This is a genomic window from Sphingomonas sp. CFBP 13728 (assembly GCF_014841895.1).
GTDB lineage: Bacteria > Pseudomonadota > Alphaproteobacteria > Sphingomonadales > Sphingomonadaceae > Sphingomonas.
In genome coordinates, this window is the sequence record NZ_JACYUS010000001.1 from 281,095 (window position 1) to 299,040 (window position 17,946).

A 17,946-nucleotide genomic window follows, 5' to 3' on the forward strand; every position below is an offset into this window, starting at 1 on the left:
AGCAGCACATGGACTTCAAGGACAGCGACGTCGAAGCCACCTACCGCGCCGCCGCGCGCGACTGGCTCGACGCGAACATCGCCGAGCACGATGCCGGCCACTACCCCGACGACATGGCCAAGGCGAAGGCTTGGCAGGCCCGAAAAGCTGCTGGTGGATACGCCTGCATCACCTGGTCGCATGAATGGGGCGGCGGCGGCGGCACCCCGATCGAGAGCGTGATCTTCGGGCAGGAAGAGGCCAAGCACGCGGTCGACGGCAGCTATTTCACGATTGGCCTCGGCATGTGCGTGCCGACCGTGATGGCCTATGCAGACGACGCGACCAAGCACCGTTTCGTCGGCCCGGCGGTGCGCGGCGACGAGATCTGGTCGCAGCTGTTTTCCGAACCCGCTGGCGGGTCAGATGTCGCTGCGATCCGTACGCGAGCCGTCCGCGAGGGCGACGACTGGGTCATCAACGGGCAGAAGGTCTGGACCTCGGGCGCGCATTATAGCGACTACGGCATCGTTTTGGTGCGAACCAATCCCGACGTGCCGAAACACCAGGGCCTGACGATGTTCTGGCTCGACCTCAAGGCACCGGGGATCGAGATCCGCCCGATCCACCAGATGTCCGGCGGGTCGAGTTTCAACGAAGTCTGGTTCGAGGACGTCCGGATATCCGACGCGCAACGCCTCGGACCGGTCGATGGCGGCTGGAAGGTCGCGCTGTTCACGCTGATGAACGAGCGTCTCGCGATCGGCACGAGCGGCGGGGTCGGCCCGGAGGACATCCTCGCCTTCGCCGCTCAGGCCAACGGCGCAGACGGCCCGCTGCTGAAGGACGCCGCGTTCCGCCAGACGCTCGCCGACTGGTGGGTGCAATCCGAAGGCCTGCGGAACACTCGGATGCGGACGATCACCGCGCTGTCGAAAGGTCAGGTGCCCGGCCCCGAAAGCTCGATCGGCAAGATCGTCGCCGCCAACCAGCTACAGGCGATCGGCAACACCGCGGTCGAAGCCGGCGATCAATACGGCATCATATCCGACCCCGCGCTCACCCCGCTGAAAGGCGCGTTCCACGCCGCGACGATGTGGGCACCAGGCCTGCGTATCGCCGGCGGCACCGACGAGATCCTGAAGAACATCATCGCCGAACGCGTGCTCGGCCTCCCCGGCGAAATCCGTGTCGACAAGGATCAGGCGTTTCGGGATTTGCCGGTTGGGGCTTGAAGACAGTGCTAGGTTTGACACGGATTATCCGCGGTCGGAGCATGCCGAATTGCAGCCCCTGATGAAAGTTGCGAAAGTACCGGAATGAACAGCGAACCGCTTGTAATCGTGCCCATACCGGCCTTGGTGACGATCCTGCTCAACCGCGAGCGGGCAAAGGGAGTACCTCTGACCGAGGGCGAGGTTCTGCCGATTCGGGATAATGCCGTATCGATAGCGTTGCCGCGAGACGTGGCCGCGCACATGGCCGAAGAACGCGGTTACGACGACATAGACCAGGATGATGTTTGGGCCGAATGGAGTGCGATTAGGCACACCTTCGATGCATAAGAGCCGGTTTTCCAAGGGGATGGGCGCCCCACTTAAGTTCGTGTTCGCGAGCTGAGCTGAGCGTCGCCGTCGAGAGTCGGCACTACCCGTCGGTACGAGAATGTAAGTTGCTTCCGTCGAGTATCGATCTGCCAAGGATTCACGAATGACCGACATGCACACCATCCTCACCGCGCAGCGCGACGCATTCATGGCGGAGCTTCCGGTTACCAAGGCCGTCCGCCTCGATCGGCTCAAGCGTGCTGCGGCGATGGTGCGGGATAACGCCGTGCGGTTCTGCGACGCGATGTCGGAGGATTTCGGGCATCGCAGCCGCGAGCAGACGATGATCACCGATATCGGCGCCTCGCTCGCGCCGATCGCGCATGCGGCGAAGCATCTCGATCGCTGGATGCGCCGCGACCGCCGCCCGGTGCAGTTTCCCTTGGGACTGCTGGGCGCGAAGGCTTGGGTCGAATACCAGCCCAAAGGCGTGATCGGCATCATCGCGCCGTGGAATTTTCCGGTGAACCTGCTGATGGCGCCACTCGCAGGCGTGCTCGCCGCGGGCAATCGCGCGATGGCTAAGACGAGCGAGTACACGCGTGCCACCGCCGCGCTGTTCGAAGAGCTCGCGCCGAAATATTTCGCGCAGGACGAACTCGCGATCGTCACCGGCGGTGCGGATGTGGGGAAGGACTTCGCCGCGCTGCCGTTCGACCATTTGATCTTCACCGGTGCAACCGCGATCGGCCGTCACATCCTCCACGCCGCCGCCGACAATCTGACGCCCGTCACGCTCGAACTCGGCGGCAAGTCGCCCGTGATCCTCGGCGCATCTGCGGACATCGCGCGCGCGACCGAACGCGTCACGCTTGGCAAGATGATGAACGCAGGACAGATCTGCCTCGCGCCCGATTACATGCTCGTCCCCTCGGCGGACGAAGCCAAGGTCGTCAACGGCATCAAGGCGGCGGCGAGCGCGATGTACCCGACGTTGCTCGCCAACGCCGACTATACGTCGGTGATCAACGATCGCCATCATCAGCGCCTCACCGACTGGATCGCCGACGCCAAGGCAAAGGGCGCAACCGTCGAGGTCGTGAACCCGGCGGACGAGGATTTTGCCAGCGCCAACTCGCGGAAAATGCCGTTGCATATCGTCCGCGACGTCACCGACGACATGATCGTCATGCAGGAAGAGATCTTCGGCCCGGTCCTGCCGATCCGCCGCTACGACGGGATCGACGACGCGATCGCGCAGGTGAACCGCCGCGATCGACCGCTCGGGCTGTATTATTTCGGCAGCGACGAGGCGGAGCGCCGCCGCGTGCTCGACCGGACGATCTCGGGTGGCGTGACGCTCGACGACGTGATCTTCCACATCTCGATGGAAGACCTTCCGTTCGGCGGCAGCGGCCCGTCGGGGATGGGCGCGTATCACGGCATCGACGGCTTCCGCACCTTCAGCCACGCGCGCGCGGTCTTCAAGCAATCGCGGCTCGACGTCGCCAAGCTCGCCGGGCTCAAACCGCCTTACGGAGCGGCCGCTGCCAAGACGATCGCGCGGATGATCCGGTGACGAACGCCGACAGTGTGGCGCACGGGATACGCTAGCGGCCAATTAGGACGAGCGTCTCACAATCGTCTTCGAACTGACGCCGCACCGTAACGTCGAGCGGCAATGTGCACTGCAGCGCAATCGCGCGCTGCAAAGGGGCTCCATGCACATCATCTCGTCGCTGCTGACGGGCGTCGCGCTAACCGCGCTCGCAGTGCCCGCCGCCGCCCAGACGCTGCCCGACGCGGCGCCAGTCGCACCATCGGTCGATGCAGCGCCGGACGATGCCGGGGCGGGATCCGACATCGTCGTGCTCGGTTTCGGCCAGAGCCGCCAAGTCCAGAGCGTCAGCGCCGTCGACCTCGCGCGGCTCACCCCCGGTTCGAGCCCGTTGAAGGCGATCGAGAAGCTTCCCGGCGTCAATTTCCAGGCGTCCGACCCGTTCGGCGCGTATGAATGGGCGGTTCGCATCTCGCTGCGTGGGTTCAACCAGAACCAGCTCGGCTTCACGCTCGACGGCGTGCCGCTCGGCGACATGAGCTACGGCAACGTCAACGGCCTGCACATCAGCCGCGCGATCATCTCCGAGAACGTCGCCCGCACCGAAGTCGCGCAGGGTGCAGGCGCGCTCGGCACCGCATCGACCAGCAACCTCGGCGGCACGATCCAGTTCTTCAGCGACAAGCCGCGCGATACCGCCAACGTCACCGGCGGCGGCACCTATGGCTCCGACAGCACGTACCGCGGCTATGCGCGTATCGACAGCGGTGATCTCGGCGGCGGTCTGAAGGGCTATCTGAGCTATGGCTACCTCACCACCGACAAGTGGAAGGGCGACGGCGTCCAGCGTCAGCATCAGGCGAACGGCAAGATCGTCAAGGATCTGGGCAGCTTCGGCAGCCTGTCAGCGTTCGTGAACTTCTCCGATCGTCGCGAGCAGGATTACCAGGATCTCAGCTACGACATCATTCGCCGCCGTGGCCTGCGCAACGACAACATCGCCGACAACTATCCGCTCGCGCTGCAGATCGCGAAAACCTACCAGAACCAGGGCGCACTCGCGACCTACACGAAGGCAAACAACGGGTCGTCGGTCGGCTTCGTCGCACCGTGGGCTGGCGTCGGCACGACCTTCCCGACCGGGTTCGGGACGGTCGACGATGCGTATTTCGATGCAGGTGGCGTTCGGCGCGATTACCTCGGCGGCGTCACGCTCGACGCCAACCTGACGCCCGAACTGACGATGACCACGACCGGTTACTATCACAACAACAAGGGTCAGGGGTCGTGGATCACGCCCTATTCGCCGACCCCGGCGGGTGCGCTGAACCAGGACGGCAGCGCCATCACTGCGCCCAGCCCGCTCGGCTTCCGCACGACCGAATACAGCATCAAGCGCGGCGGTGCGCTCAGCAACATCGCCTATGAGACCGGCGCGAACACCGTCGAGATCGGTGGCTGGCTTGAGACCAACACCTTCACCCAGGCGCGGCGCTTCTACGGCATGACCGACAGCGCGGAGCCCAACCGAGACGTGCTGAAGTTCCAGAAGAATGCGTACGCGACGCAGTGGAACGGCAAATACGGCACCGACACGATGCAGTATCATGTCGAGGATACGCTGAAGCTGGCGGGCGATCGTCTGATCGTCAACGCCGGGTGGAAGGGCGCCTATGTCGTCAACAGCGCGACGATGCTGCCCGATACGACGTCGCCTCTCTCGGTCGGCCGGATCTCCGCCAAGGACTGGTTCCAGCCGCAGGCCGGCATTCTGTTCAAGCTGACCCCTGCGGCGGAAGTGTTCGCCGACTATACCGAGAACATGCGCGCGTTCGTGTCATCGGCAACGACGGGGCCGTTCGCGGCGACGCAGGCGGGCTTCAACGCCGTCCGCGGCCGTCTCAAGCCCGAGCGCTCGAAGACCGCCGAGGGCGGCGTCCGTTTGCACAGCGGACCGTTCCAGGCTTCGGCGGTCGGCTATTATGTCGACTTCTCGAATCGCCTGCTCGCCTTTGCCAATGGCGTCGGCATCCTCGGCAACGCACCGACGCTAAACAACGCCGGCAGCGTGCGCACGTACGGCGCGGAAGTGTCGGCCAATTACCGCGTGTTCCGCCCGCTCTCGCTGTTCGCGAGCTATTCCTACACCAATGCGGAATATCAGGACACGGTCACCGACGCCTCTGGCTCGGTCCAGGTCCGCAAGGGCGATACCGTCGTCGATACGCCCAAGCACATGGTCAAGGGCGAGATCGTGCTCGAACAGTCGGGCTTCACCGGCCGGGTCGGCGCCGACTACATGAGCAAGCGCTACTTCACCTATCTCAACGACCAGTCGGTGCCGAGCCGCGTGCTGGTCGATGCCAGCATCGGCTACCGCTTCGAGGGTGACGGCGCGCTGCACGGTGTCGCGATCGAGGGTAGCGTCACCAACCTCACCGACAAGAAGTACATCGCGACGATCGGCTCGAACGGCTTCACCGCCAGCGGCGACAACCAGACGTTGCTGGCCGGCGCGCCACGCCAGTTCTTCGTCTCGTTGAAGAAGGGCTTCTGACGCTCGCTATTGAAGCGGGTCCGGCGGTAAAACGCCGGACCCACTCATTCTACCGCGCGGAGTTTCGGACGTCCCGGTGGTGATTGCCGCAGCAGTTCGTCGACCCGTGCCGCGAGATCGGTCTGGCGAAACGGCTTGGATAGGCGGATGACGTCGCTGGGGACGTCTTCGCCGGCCGCCGCATATCCGGTGACCAGAAGCGCGGGAATACGGTTTCCGGAGGCGCGCAGTTCGCTGATCAATTGCCCGCCCGTCATGCCCGGCATGAGATAGTCGCTGACCAGGATATCGGCGTCGACGCCCGATCGGATCGCCGACAGCGCCTGGCTGGCGGACGAGACTTCGACCACCGAATACCCGATGTCGCGCAGCATGTCGGCGGTGGCCGTCCGGACCAGATCCTCGTCGTCGACCAGCAGCACCTTGGCAGCGCGGCGCGCGGCGACGGGTTCAGCCGCATTCTCGACGGTATCGACCGCGGCTTCGTCCGTCGCGGGGAGCCACAGCTCGACCGTGGTCCCAGCGCCCGGCTCGCTCGTCAGGCGGAGCGTGCCGCCCGATTGCGCCGCGAGCCCGTGTACCATCGACAGGCCGAGCCCGGTGCCCTTGCCGACGCCCTTGGTGGAGAAGAACGGTTCGGTCGCGCGCGCCAACGTCGCGCGGTCCATGCCGGTGCCGGTGTCGATCGCGGCGATGCGGACGTACCGATCGGGCGCGAGGCCGACCGTGTTGCGGTCGTCGACCACCGTCTCGCTGACCGACAGCAGCAGCTTGCCGCCCCCCGGCATCGCGTCGCGCGCGTTGATCGCGAGGTTGAGCAGCGCGAGTTCGAGCTGGTTGGGATCGACGCGCGCCGACGACAGATGCCGCGGGATCTCGATCGTGACCGCGATCGACGGGCCGAGCGAACGCCGCATCAGGTCGACCAGACCGTCGATCAGCGCGCCGATATCGACCGCCTTGGGCTGCAACGCCTGTCGCCGCGCGAACGCGAGCAGGCGCTGTGTCAACGTCGCCGCGCGCTCGGCGGCCTGCAACGCCCCGCCGATCATCCGCTGGGTGCGCTCATCGTCCTTGTGCCGCCGGCGCAGCAGATCGAGGCTGCCGACGATCGGGGTCAGGAGATTGTTGAAATCATGCGCGACGCCGCCCGTGAGCTGGCCGATCGCGTCCATCTTCTGCGCCTGCGCGAGTTGCTGATCGGCTTCCTTGCGATCAGTGACGTCCGAGACGACGCCGGTCATCCGCGATGCCTTGCCGGTTTCGTCATACCGGACCCGGCCCTTGGCGACGAGCCACCGCGACTGCCCATCGGCGGCATCGATCCGGTATTCGACGTCGATGGTGCCGGTCCGCGTCGCCTCGGTCATCGCGCGCGTGACGGTGCCGCGTTGCTTCGGATCGACATGGCTCAGGAACGTTTCCATGTTCCAGTCGGGCCTCCCCTCGGGATAGCCGTAGATCGCATCGTGTCGCAGCGTCCGCCGGGATTCGCCGGTCTGCAGGTCGATGTCCCAGCTACCCATGCCCGCCGCCTCGAGCGCGATCTCGAGGCTTTCGCGCGCGGATCGCAGCTCGCTCGTACGGTCGAGCACCGCGCGTTCGAGCGTCACGGCGACGTCGCGCAGCTCATATTGCCGTCGGCGCGCGGTCAGCGCGGACCGGATCGCCCCGAGCATCGCCTCGGCGTGCAAAGGACGTTCCAGCAAGATCACATTGCCGAGATCGCCGAGACGTTGCGTCGCGCGTTCGGTCCGCGGGGCCTTGTTGCCGTTCGTCAGCACGACGAACGGGATATCCGCCCATTTGGGTTGTGCCGCAACCCAGTCGGCGAGGAGCGTATCGTCCGCCATCGTCAGCGCTTCCTCGGTCAACATCACGACCGCGGCACCCGCATCCAGCTCGGACAGCAACACGGCCTGATCCGCACAAACGACGGCGACGATCTCGTTGCGGCCGAGTAGATCCGCCGCGATGACGGCGTCGCGGCCTCTCGGCGCCAGGATCAGGACACGGTCATCCATGTCAGCCGCGCCCGTCACGCAATCCTAACCGGCTGGCCATCAACGTCTTTCCTTCGCCCGAGAATGTCGGAACACCGGTCAGCACGCCCTGGAATTCGCGAAGGGGCTCGCCGACCAGCAATCCGTTGCTACCGATCTGAAACTCCCGGATCGTCCGTTCGTGCCGTGCGGTACGCGTCTTGATGACCGAAATCGCTTGGCGCACCTCGCCGTGTGCCTCGAAATAGCGAAGTTGGACGATGGTGTCGGAGAGATAGCTGAGATCGACGTCGGACCGGACGTCGCCGGTGATCCCGTGCAGGCCGAGGATCAGCAGGCTGACGATCCCCTTCTGGCCGAGATACGTCAGCATCTCGTGCATCTGGAGGATCAGGAACTGCTCGTTGGGCATCGCCTGGAGATACGCATTGAGGCTGTCGATCACGACGATCTTCGCGCCATGCTCCTCGACCGCCGCCCGCACCGCGCCCGAGAACTCGCCGGGCGACATCTCGGCCGGATCGATCGCGCGCAGCTCGAGCTGCCCGTTCTCGACGAACGGCAACAGGTCCATGCCGAGCGACGCACTGCGCTTCAGCAACGTCGGAAGCCGCTCGTCGAACAGGAAATACGCCGCCCGCTCGCCCCGCTTCAACGCCGCGACCATCGACTGGACCGACGCGGTCGTCTTGCCGACGCCGGCCGGCCCCGTCAGCAGCGTCGCAGTGCCGGGAATGAGCCCCCCGCCCAGCAACGTGTCGAGTTCGGTCGACCCGGTCGACACGGCCTCGTCCGAATATTTCATGACGTGCTCGGACGCGACGAGACGCGGATAGACGCACAGCCCGCCGCGTTCGATCTCGAAATCGTGATAGCCGCCACGATACCGCACGCCGCGCATCTTCACGACGTGCAGGCGCCGACGTTGCGCGCCGAACCCGGACAGGGTCTGTTCGAGCGAGACGACGCCGTGCGCGATGCTGTGCAACTGGAGGTCGCTGCCCGAGCCGCTCTTGTCGTCGAGGAACAGCACCGTGCAGGCGCGCGTCGAGAAGAAGTGCTTGAGCGCGAGGATCTGGCGACGATAGCGGATCGGGCTCTGCGCAAGCAGCCGCAACTCCGAGAGGCTGTCGATCACCACGCGCTTCGGGCGAAGCTCGTCGACCTTGGCCATCACGTCGCGAATCGTCTCGCCCAGCTCGACTTCGCTGGGATGCAGAAGCGTCTGTTCGTGATCTTCGCCCAGGCCATCGGCCGGGACCATCTCGAACAGGTTGAGCGAATCCAGCGACCAGCCATGCGTCGTCGCGACCGCGCGGAGTTCGATCTCGGTTTCCGCCAGCGTAATATACAGCCCCGTCTCGCCGACCGACGCGCCGGCCAGCAGAAAGCCCAGCCCCAGCGTGGTCTTGCCCGTACCCGGCGTGCCTTCGATCAGGTACATCCGGTCGGGCGTCAATCCACCGTTGAGGATGTCGTCCAGACCCGCGATCCCAGTCCGCGCGAGCGCCGGCAATTGTACGTCCTGTGCCAAACCGGCAATCCTCCCCTGTCGATCGACGCCCATGCCGGACGCGACGAATTACTGCGATCATAGGGACTAACCCGGTCACCGACTAGTCTCGCACCGCTGGGCTTGCGGTTACCGTGTCGGTCGTGACACGGACGGGCTCGTGATGCGAAAGACCCCCATGCCGCTCCCCATGCCGCTGAAGCATTCGTTCCCGCCCGTTGCGGCGGCAGATGCGCGCGTGCTGGTGCTGGGCAGCCTGCCTGGCGACCGATCGCTCGCGGCCCAGCGCTATTATGCGCATCCGCAGAACCAGTTCTGGCAGTTGATGGGGCCGGTCGTCGGGGTGGATCTGGTCGCGATGGACTATGACGATCGGCTCGCCGCGCTGCGCGCGCGCGGCGTCGCGTTGTGGGACGTGGTTGGATCGGCGCGACGGCCGGGCAGCAGCGATGCCGCGATCGTCGACATCGCGGGCAACGATATCGCGGGGCTGGTCGCCCGCCTGCCCCGACTTCGCGCGATCGCATTCAATGGCGGCACCGCGCTCAAGCAGGGACTGAAACTGCTGGGCGCCGACCATGCGGGGCCGGCGATCGTCGCGCTGCCATCGAGCAGCCCGCTCCACACGATCGGGCTCGCCGCCAAGCAACCCGCCTGGAGCCAGCTCGCCGCGTTCCTGCTCGACCCGCCGGGTTCGCGCGCCTAGGCCTGGGTCCATGACCAGTCTCCATGATCTCACCGTCCCCGCCTTTCGGCGCGGGTTCGCCAGCCTCTCGGCGATCCTCACGACCGGCGAGGCGTTCGCGCGCGACATCGGCGTCGCGGAGTCCGAGATGCTCGATACCCGCCTGATCGCCGACATGGCGCCGCTGACGGCGCAGGTGCAGCGCGCGAGCGACACCGCGAAGGGCGCGATGGTCCGGATCGGCGGCGTCCCGACGGTGGCGATGGCCGACGACGAAACGACCTTCGCCGCGCTCCAGCAGCGTATCGCGGCGACGCTCGCCTTCCTCGACACCGTGCCGCGCGATGCGATCAACGGCAAGGAAAGCACACCCGTCACGCTCGTCACGCGCAGCCAGACGTTTGAATTCACGGCGCAAAGCTATGTGCTCGGGTTCGTGCTGCCCAATTTCTATTTCCACATCACGACAGCCTATGCCTTGCTGAGGATGCGCGGCGTGCCGATCGGCAAGATGGATTATCTCGGCCGCTAAGCAACGCTGGCGAACCGCGCGGCGCTGCGGCAAGGACGGTGGATGTCGATCGAAACGCTCATCGCCCAATACGGCCTCGCCGCGATCTTCCTGGGTGCAGGAATAGAGGGCGAGACCGCCGTCGTTACCGGCGGGCTGCTCGCGCACCAGGATCTGCTGCCGCTCTGGGGCAGCGCGGCGGCGGCGGTCGCGGGCTCGTTCGCCGCGGACCAGCTCTTCTTCCTCGCCGGTCGTCGCTACCGCGATACGGCACGGGTCCGCAGGATCGCGGCGAAACCGGCGTTCGCCAAGGCACTCGACACGCTCGAACGGCATCCGACGATCTTCATCCTCGGCTTCCGCTTCCTCTACGGCCTGCGCACGATCAGCCCGATCGCGATCGGCACGTCGCATGTCCCGGCGCGCACGTTCATGGCGCTCAACGCGATCTCGGCTGCGGTCTGGGGCGTGCTGTTCACCGGGCTCGGCTATCTGTTCGGCGACACGTTGCTGGACGCGGTCCACAGCATCATGCCGAAGCACAAGCTGGTCGGAGTCGCGATCCTGGCAATCGTGATCGCATCGGTGATGGCGGTGATCCGGTACTGGCGCGGACGACGATCGAACGCCGTCGCGTCGCCGCGCTGACGATCCACCCCACGTCTCGACTATCGCAGCGATGCCGTCGGCCGGTTCGAGCCGACGGCATGCGCGTGACCGGATCGATCGGGCCACGAAAAAACGGTGGCCCAGCAGAGGGCTTCTGCTGGACCACGAGGTTCCGTCTAGGGAGCTTCACTTCGCCTTGACGTTATCCCCTCGTAATACACACCGATTGCATAGGGAATAGGATTCGTCAGTATCAGCGGCGGATCGAGTACTAAATGCGACCAGTTAAATTTACTCGTAACGATCCGAATACAAAGGATTAAATACAAAAAAGGCGATACGCCCCATCCTGAAATGGAGCGCATCGCCTTGTTGTTTGCTGGGAAGAAACCGATCGCTGAGAATCGGTCCCCTGCCCGCCGTCAGATCAAGTATCAGACGATCAGAGAGCGTTACCGCTGCTGTTCAGATCGGCGGAGTTCTCGAGATCGGCCGAGTTACTGGTTTCGATGCCGTCGACTGCCGACAGGTTCGAATCCGTATCCTCGACGACCGTGTTCGTCTCGATGTCGGTGACATTCGACGTGTCGGCCGGCTTGGAGCATGCGGCAAGGCTGAGTGCCATGACTGCAATCATCGGCACGATCTTGATCTTCTTCATCGAATGGTCTCCGTAATGACTAATTCAGAATTACGACCGCATTGCGCAACATCGATTCTGGAACCGAAAGCTACCGAGCGGTGCGGTCGAACGCAATACCCTATCGTGACGCTATGATTTAATCACCAGCTCAAGCCGGCGCGCGCGTAGATGTAGCGGCCGTTGAACCCGAACGGCGAGTAATAGGGGAAGCCGATCACGCCGGTCGAATTGTTCGCGGCGATCGTCGCATCGGGATAGACGTCGAACAGGTTGCTGACGCCCAGCCCGAACTGTGCGCCCCTCTTCGCCTGATAGCGGAGTTCGAGATCGGTGATGACGTGCTTGCCGCTATGCACGTCGCCCGCTTCGGTCGTACCCGGCTGGTTGACGTCTCCGTAATAGGTGACGCGCGCCGTCGCGCCGAAATCGGCCAGCGACCAGTCGATCGAACCCGTCACCTTCTCGCCCGGCGTGCCGTTTTCGAGCGACTCGATCCGGCTGCGTGCGAACAGTGTCGGTGCAGGATTGAGCGCCGAGGTCGAGGTCGGCACGCGCGTCACGTCGGCATCGTTGATGTTGCCTGCGATCGTGAGGTCGAACGTTCCGACGGCATCGGTCGGCACGCGGTAATGCGCGACGGCGTCGATCCCCTTGGTGGTCGAGGCGAGCCCGTTGATGAAGAACCGTGCGGCGGTCACGCCCGATCCCGCGAGCAGGTTGCGGATCTGCGTGTTGACTGCATCGGACTGGGTCGCCGACGTCGTGATGTTCTCCGACAGCCCGATCTGGTTGCGGATGTGGATGCGGTAGGCGTCCACGGTCAGGTCGAACCCGCCGAAGCGGAAGACCGTGCCGACCGAAAGATTGGTCGACTTCTCGGGCTCGAGCGGCAGGCCGCCGAGCCTGCTGGCGATGGGGCTGATCGATGGGTACGTGCCGGTCTGGATCGGGTTTCCGTTCTGGATCACGGTGGCGACCGAGGTGAAGTATTGCTGCTGAAGCGCCGGCGCACGGAAACCGGTCGAGGCCGTACCGCGCAAGGCGAACCAACGCGCAAAGTCATAGCGTGCGGAAACCTTGCCGGTCGCGGTCGAGCCGAAATCCGAATAATCCTCGGCGCGGCCGGCCAGGCCGACCAGGAACTTATCCGTCACCTGTGCTTCGATATCGAGATAGACGCTGCCGTTGCGGCGGCTCCGCTCGATCGCGTTCTCGGGCGAGAAACCGCCAAAGCCCTGCGCGCCCGGGGGTGCGGTCGGCAATGCGCCGGTCACGGTGCCGGTGGTGGGATAGCCATAGGATGCGAGTTCGCCCGACTGGATCTTGAACCCTTCGCGGCGTCCCTCGAGCCCAAACGCGACGTTGACGCCCTGCAACACGTCGAACTTGCGATCGACGTCGAGCCCGACGATGTACTGGTCATAGATCAGCGCGCCGTCCGAGAAATCCCTCTGGGTCGCTCGGCCATAGGCGTAGTTCGCCGAGTCCAGCGTGCGGAAACCGATCTTGTTGCGGCCATAGCTGACGTTCAGGTCGACGTTCCAGTCGGCGAGTTCGCCCTTGATCCCGAGCGCCGAGTTGAGGTCGCGCGACTTGGTATTGATCAGCGGCAGGAAGCCGGCGGAAAGCCCTGCAAGTTCCAGTCGCGCGACGGCTACCGGGTCCGATGCCAGCGGCAGCCGCGGGAAGGCCGCGCTGCGCGTGTCGCGGTCCTGATAGCCGAGCCAGCCGTACAGCTTCCACGTGCCGCTCAGCGTCGTGCCGGCATTGGCGAAGATGCTGTATTGCTCGACCTTGGGATCGCCGAAGCGACCGGTCACCCGGGCGGGTGTGCCGGGAACCCGGACCAGGGCGCGGGTGTCGAAATCGGCGCGATTGGTCGCCTGGCGGTTCAGATATTCGCCCGAGAGGGTCAGGAACCCGTCCTCGCCGAAACCGAGGCCTTGCCAGCCGGACACCGACACGGTTGGCTCGCCCGTCCTGCTGCGGCTGCCGCGCGCGGTGTCGATATCGGTGTTGTAGAAGCCGTAGGTGACCGATGCCGCGCCGCCCGAGCGTGCTTCCCGCAGACGGAGATTGACGACGCCGGCGATCGCGTCCGAGCCATATTGCGCCGACGCGCCGTCACGCAGCACCTCGATCCGGTCGAGTGCGACGGTCGGGATCGTGTTCAGATCGACCGCCGCCGAGCCGCGCCCGACCGAGCCACCGAGGTTGAGCAAAGCCGCGGTATGGCCGCGCACGCCGTTGATCAGGACCAGAGTCTGGTCGGGCGAAAGGCCACGCAGCGTCGCCGGGCGGATCGCATCGGTCCCGTCGACCGCGGACGGCCGCGGGAAGTCGATCGACGGCGCGATCGCCGACAGTGCCGCGCCAAGCTCGGTCGTCCCCTGCCGCTGGAGTGCCGCCAAGCTCAGCACGTCGACCGGCGCCGCGCTGTCGAGCCGCGACCGGCCCGCCGTCCGCGTGCCGGTGACGATGATGTCGTCCTGCGTGTCGGGCAGCGCCGCAGCCTGAGCCGGGGCATCGGCGGGCACGTCCTGGGCGTATGCGGCATGCGCGCTCGCAAAGGCGAGAGTCGAGGCGGCAAGCGCCAACGCGGTACGATAAGCAGTCATTCTAGTGTCCCTGTAGGTGGATCGTTCTGTGACGATCTTTGCGGTAGGCGTGAAACGATCCGACGCGTTCAATGGTCCCGATAGGTTCCGAGCGACTGGCCGATAAGTGAAAAGAATGCCCGGCTGGATGCGCTGGCCGCAACGTCCCATTCGGGATGCCACTGCACCGCGAGCACGTCGCCGCCGCATGGCCGGGCCGAGAACGCCTCGACCAGACCATCGCTGACGGCATGCGCCTCGACCTGAAGGCCGGCGCCGAGACGAGCGATTCCCTGCCGGTGGACCGACGTGACCGAGATGCTTCGCTGCGCAGTCGCCGTCGCCAGCAGGCCACCCGATTGCAACGCGACATCGTGGACATGATCGAACAGCGATTCATACGCCGTCTCGTCGTCGGTCCAGCGATGGTGCCCCTCCTCCAGCGTTTCGGTCAGCGTGCCCCCGAACAGCACGTTCAGCTCCTGCAGGCCGCGACAGATGCCGAACACCGGTCGCCCCGCCTCGATCATCCGACCCGCAAGTTCGAGCGCGACCGTGTCGCGGTCGAGGTCGAGCGCATCGTCCGCAGCATCCGTCTTGCCGTACCGCGCGCCCGCGACGTTCGAGCGCGACCCGGTCAGCAACAGCCCGTCGAGCCGCCCCGCCAACGCGCGCGTGTCCATCGCGTCCGCCACCGCCGGCACCAGCAGCACGGTGGCGCCGGCATAGCGGACCAGCGGCTCGACGAAGCGCGTCGCGACTGCCTGGATGGGTCGATCGGCGATCTCGTTGCAGCACAGCACGCCGATTACCGGCTTGACCGGGCCGTCCTCGTCGCGGCAGCAGGCGAACCGCCTCATGCCCCCCGCCCCCTGAGCGTCTCGTGCAGCTGATCCGCGGCATCGCCCGCCAGGATCACCGCGGTCGGCTGTGCGACGACGCTGCCGGCGGGAACGTCCTCGAGCAGCCAGACATTGCCGCCGATCGTCGCGCCCTGCCCGATCGTCACGCGACCAAGGATCGTCGCGCCGGCATAGATCACCACGTCGTCCTCGACGATCGGATGCCGCGCCAGCCGTTCGCGCGCCGACACGTCGGTCACGCCGAGCGGACTGCGCGCGCCGAGCGTGACGTGCTGGTAGATCTGCACCCGGTCGCCGATGATCGCGGTCTCGCCGATCACGACTCCCGTGCCGTGATCGATGAAGAAGCTGCGGCCGATCGTCGCGCCCGGGTGGATGTCGATGCCGGTGCGGTTGTTGGCGAGTTCGGAGATGATCCGTGCGACGATCGGCGCGCCCAGGCCGTAGAGCGCGTGCGCGATCCGGTGGTACAGGATCGCGACGATGCCGGGGTAGCAGATCAGGATCTCGTCTGCGCTTCGGGCCGCCGGATCGCCGAGGAATGCCGCGCGGACGTCGTCGTCCACCAGTTCGCGGATCGGCCCCAGTTCGGCGCAGAACAGGCCGATGATCATGCTCGCATGGCTGACGTCGAACGACAGCACCGCCTCTTCCTGCCAATAGGCGAATTCGCGTTCGACCTGCCGTTGCAGCCGTTCCAGCGCCTGCCGGAGCCGCGTCTCGACGAACGCATCCTCACGCTCGACCGGCCCCGCGAACATGCCGAGACGACCGGGGAACAGCGCCGCAACGAGATCGTCGAGCGCGCGACCGGTCTCGTCCAGCGACGGAAACCGCGCGACGCTATGCCGGCCGTCCTGTTCCTGCCGCCAGGCGCGACGCGCGCTGCGCAGTTCGTCGATCGTCGTGGCGAGGTCGATCGGGTCGGATGCTGATGACACGGCGTTGTCCTTCATGTCAGCGGAGCGTGGGATAGCCGGCCCGGACGGCCTCGGCTTCGAGCGTCGATATCGGCGTCAGCGCGTCCGGCTCGGTGGGTATGATCCCGGCGAGGAACAGCGTCTCGCGTACCGCAGCCAGATCGGGATCGGCAGCGACATGATCGAGCGCGCTTTGCAATGCCGCCACCGTTGCGGCGTCGGTCCCAGCCGCGGTCACGAAGGGCAGGCTCGGCGATGCAGGGCTGGGCGCGACGATCTTTAGGTGCGCGACCAACGCCGGCTCGAACCGTGCGATGGCCGCATAAGTCACGCGGTCGATCGCCGCGAGATCCGCCTTGCCAGTCCCAACCGCGACGATGCTAGCCCGATGCGCGCCGGTTTCGAGCACCTCGGCAAAGAACGCCCCCTGCCCCGCAAACGGCGCGATCGTTGCGCGGAACAGGTTCATGCCGGTGTTCGACCGGCGATCGTTGATGGCCGCGCGGCTACTGTGAAACGCCGCGACCGAACCGCGGGGATCGTCCGCTCTCGCCACGATCACGCTGCCACTTTCTTGCCCGGCATAGATCGGGATCGCCAACACGCGCAGATCCAGCGTCGGATCGGCGATCAACGGATAGCCACAGGCCTGACCGAACAGCAGCGCCGGATCACGCCAGATCGCATGGACGTCGCGCGTTCGATCGAGCCGATCGGGCACCTCCGCGACGCCGCGCTCGCGCAGGACGGCAGCGATCTCCGACCACAGCCGGTCGTTCGCAGCGTGCTGCGCGGGGTGATCGTACATCCCGAGCGAGGCGATCCGGCCCGTCAAGACATGGGCTCGCGGTGGAGGGGATGGACCATGTCGTCATGCGCGCTGAATGCGAACCGCCGGACGATCTCGCCATACCCGTCGTAAATCGGTGCCCCCGCCTCCGCGAACCGCGCTCTGTTACGGCGGTGGTACGCTGGCAGGTCGTACCAGGCGAGCGACGGCCGCTCGTGATGCGCGGCATGCAAATTGTTGTTGAGATACAACAGCCCGAGCAGCCCGCCATGCTCGACGCTGGCGGCGCGACCGGGGCTCGCAAGATCGGCGCGGTGCTCGGCGTAGGAGCGCACCATGGTCAGCGCCATGCCCGGATAGACGAAGCAGAGCACGTAACGGCCGACGCCAAGACCGACATGATCGAGCCACCGGAGCACCAGCACGACCGCGACGAGGTGTGGCGCCCAGTCGCGCACGACGCGCGCCGGTTCGCGCGCCAGTCGGCGGGACTCTTGGAGGAAGAAGCGGCCGACCGAGATCGCAGGTCCGAAGACCATCTGACCGAGCAGTGTGGATTGAAGCCGGCCGAGGACTGCGGCGAAACCACGCGCCTGCACGCGGTAGCGGGACTCCGGGTCATGCCGAGGATCGGTGATGACCTCCGCGCGGTGATGCGCGACGTGGCTGCGGCGGTACAGGCGGTACGGCAGCCACAGCGACAGCGGTGCAAACCCGATCGCGTCGTTGATCCACCGGATCCGCGTCGGATGCCCGTGAATGACCTCGTGCTGGAGCGATCCCTGCCAGGCAAGCAGCCACCCGCCGATCAGCACCAGCAACGGCGTCGGAATGACCGCATGCCACGCCGTCGCGACCACCCATCCGCCGTACACGATACCTGCCAGAAGGACGGTCGGCCATCCTACCGTCGAACTCGAAGCCTCTCGCTGCATTCCCATCTCCGTCCGATGAGATGAATATCCCCCGAGCGAATGGGAATTGACAGTCGATTGAACTTTGCGGCGGAAAAACTTTGATTGTCAGGCGCTAGTCCGAGGCACCGACGATCATTCCGATCCTCCCCCGCCAGGGGGAGGAGACAGGCGCTTGCCTGACGGAGGGGGTGGGAAGCGATGACTTGAGTTCCGCGATTTCCCCCTTCGTCACCTTCGGCGACACTTCCACTTGG

At 65.7% G+C, this 17,946-nt stretch carries 15 protein-coding genes; 7 read left to right on the top strand and 8 right to left on the bottom strand.

Features of this window, described 5'->3' with window-relative positions:
* The first annotated feature begins 8 nt into the window (after positions 1 to 8).
* The 4 genes from IFT67_RS01185 (at position 9) to IFT67_RS01200 (ending at position 5,641) form a co-directional block, all read left to right on the top strand.
* On the top strand, positions 9 to 1,214 hold the full coding sequence (locus IFT67_RS01185; RefSeq protein WP_192144727.1) for an acyl-CoA dehydrogenase family protein: 1,206 nt from the start codon (positions 9 to 11) through the stop codon (positions 1,212 to 1,214).
* A gap of 84 nt (positions 1,215 to 1,298) precedes the next feature.
* Entirely contained in the window at positions 1,299 to 1,544 is a 246-nt protein-coding gene (locus IFT67_RS01190) for a hypothetical protein (RefSeq protein ID WP_192144728.1), read from the top strand.
* Positions 1,545 to 1,689: 145 nt separating this feature from the next.
* Complete coding sequence (locus IFT67_RS01195) at positions 1,690 to 3,105, top strand: coniferyl aldehyde dehydrogenase (RefSeq protein ID WP_192144729.1); 1,416 nt, start codon at positions 1,690 to 1,692, stop codon at positions 3,103 to 3,105.
* A gap of 142 nt (positions 3,106 to 3,247) precedes the next feature.
* Positions 3,248 to 5,641, top strand: coding sequence for a TonB-dependent receptor (locus IFT67_RS01200; protein WP_192144730.1), 2,394 nt, complete (start codon positions 3,248 to 3,250; stop codon positions 5,639 to 5,641).
* A 44-nt stretch (positions 5,642 to 5,685) separates the two neighbouring features.
* Here the strand turns inward: IFT67_RS01200 and IFT67_RS01205 are convergent, their stop codons facing one another.
* Both IFT67_RS01205 and IFT67_RS01210 read right to left on the bottom strand, forming a co-directional pair.
* Positions 5,686 to 7,665 carry an ATP-binding protein gene (locus tag IFT67_RS01205; protein ID WP_192144731.1) on the bottom strand — a complete coding sequence of 660 codons (1,980 nt, stop codon included), beginning with the start codon at positions 7,663 to 7,665 and terminating at the stop codon, positions 5,686 to 5,688.
* 1 nt (position 7,666) lies between these two features.
* On the bottom strand, positions 7,667 to 9,178 hold the full coding sequence (locus IFT67_RS01210) for an ATPase domain-containing protein (protein ID WP_274602656.1): 1,512 nt from the start codon (positions 9,176 to 9,178) through the stop codon (positions 7,667 to 7,669).
* Positions 9,179 to 9,320: 142 nt separating this feature from the next.
* On the opposite strand from IFT67_RS01210, the gene IFT67_RS01215 reads away from it, so the two are divergent.
* The 3 genes from IFT67_RS01215 to IFT67_RS01225 are packed head-to-tail and all read left to right on the top strand — an operon-like array spanning position 9,321 to position 11,001.
* On the top strand, positions 9,321 to 9,863 hold the full coding sequence (locus IFT67_RS01215) for a DNA-deoxyinosine glycosylase (protein WP_244647122.1): 543 nt from the start codon (positions 9,321 to 9,323) through the stop codon (positions 9,861 to 9,863).
* Positions 9,864 to 9,873: 10 nt separating this feature from the next.
* A complete protein-coding gene (locus IFT67_RS01220) occupies positions 9,874 to 10,374 on the top strand; it encodes a DUF1993 domain-containing protein (protein ID WP_192144733.1) in 501 nt (166 codons plus the stop codon).
* Between the two features lie 42 nt (positions 10,375 to 10,416).
* A complete protein-coding gene (locus IFT67_RS01225; RefSeq protein ID WP_192144734.1) occupies positions 10,417 to 11,001 on the top strand; it encodes a DedA family protein in 585 nt (194 codons plus the stop codon).
* Between the two features lie 403 nt (positions 11,002 to 11,404).
* Here the strand turns inward: IFT67_RS01225 and IFT67_RS01230 are convergent, their stop codons facing one another.
* The 6 genes from IFT67_RS01230 to IFT67_RS01255 form a co-directional block, all read right to left on the bottom strand.
* Positions 11,405 to 11,623, bottom strand: a complete 219-nt coding sequence (locus tag IFT67_RS01230) for a hypothetical protein (protein ID WP_192144735.1) — start codon at positions 11,621 to 11,623, stop codon at positions 11,405 to 11,407.
* A gap of 122 nt (positions 11,624 to 11,745) precedes the next feature.
* The gene (locus IFT67_RS01235) at positions 11,746 to 14,223 is read right to left on the bottom strand and encodes a TonB-dependent receptor plug domain-containing protein (protein WP_192144736.1); all 2,478 of its coding nucleotides are present in this window, start codon (positions 14,221 to 14,223) and stop codon (positions 11,746 to 11,748) included.
* A gap of 68 nt (positions 14,224 to 14,291) precedes the next feature.
* Complete coding sequence (locus tag IFT67_RS01240; protein WP_192144737.1) at positions 14,292 to 15,062, bottom strand: gamma-glutamyl-gamma-aminobutyrate hydrolase family protein; 771 nt, start codon at positions 15,060 to 15,062, stop codon at positions 14,292 to 14,294.
* Positions 15,059 to 16,021 (bottom strand): serine O-acetyltransferase EpsC, encoded by a 963-nt coding sequence (gene epsC / locus IFT67_RS01245; RefSeq protein ID WP_192144738.1) that lies wholly within the window; start codon positions 16,019 to 16,021, stop codon positions 15,059 to 15,061. The genes IFT67_RS01240 and epsC overlap by 4 nt, the downstream gene beginning before the upstream one ends.
* A 1-nt stretch (position 16,022) precedes the next feature.
* Entirely contained in the window at positions 16,023 to 16,820 is a 798-nt protein-coding gene (locus IFT67_RS01250) for a phosphate/phosphite/phosphonate ABC transporter substrate-binding protein (protein ID WP_192144739.1), read from the bottom strand.
* Positions 16,817 to 17,710, bottom strand: coding sequence for a fatty acid desaturase (locus tag IFT67_RS01255; protein ID WP_197982882.1), 894 nt, complete (start codon positions 17,708 to 17,710; stop codon positions 16,817 to 16,819). The genes IFT67_RS01250 and IFT67_RS01255 overlap by 4 nt, the downstream gene beginning before the upstream one ends.
* Positions 17,711 to 17,946 lie beyond the last annotated feature (236 nt).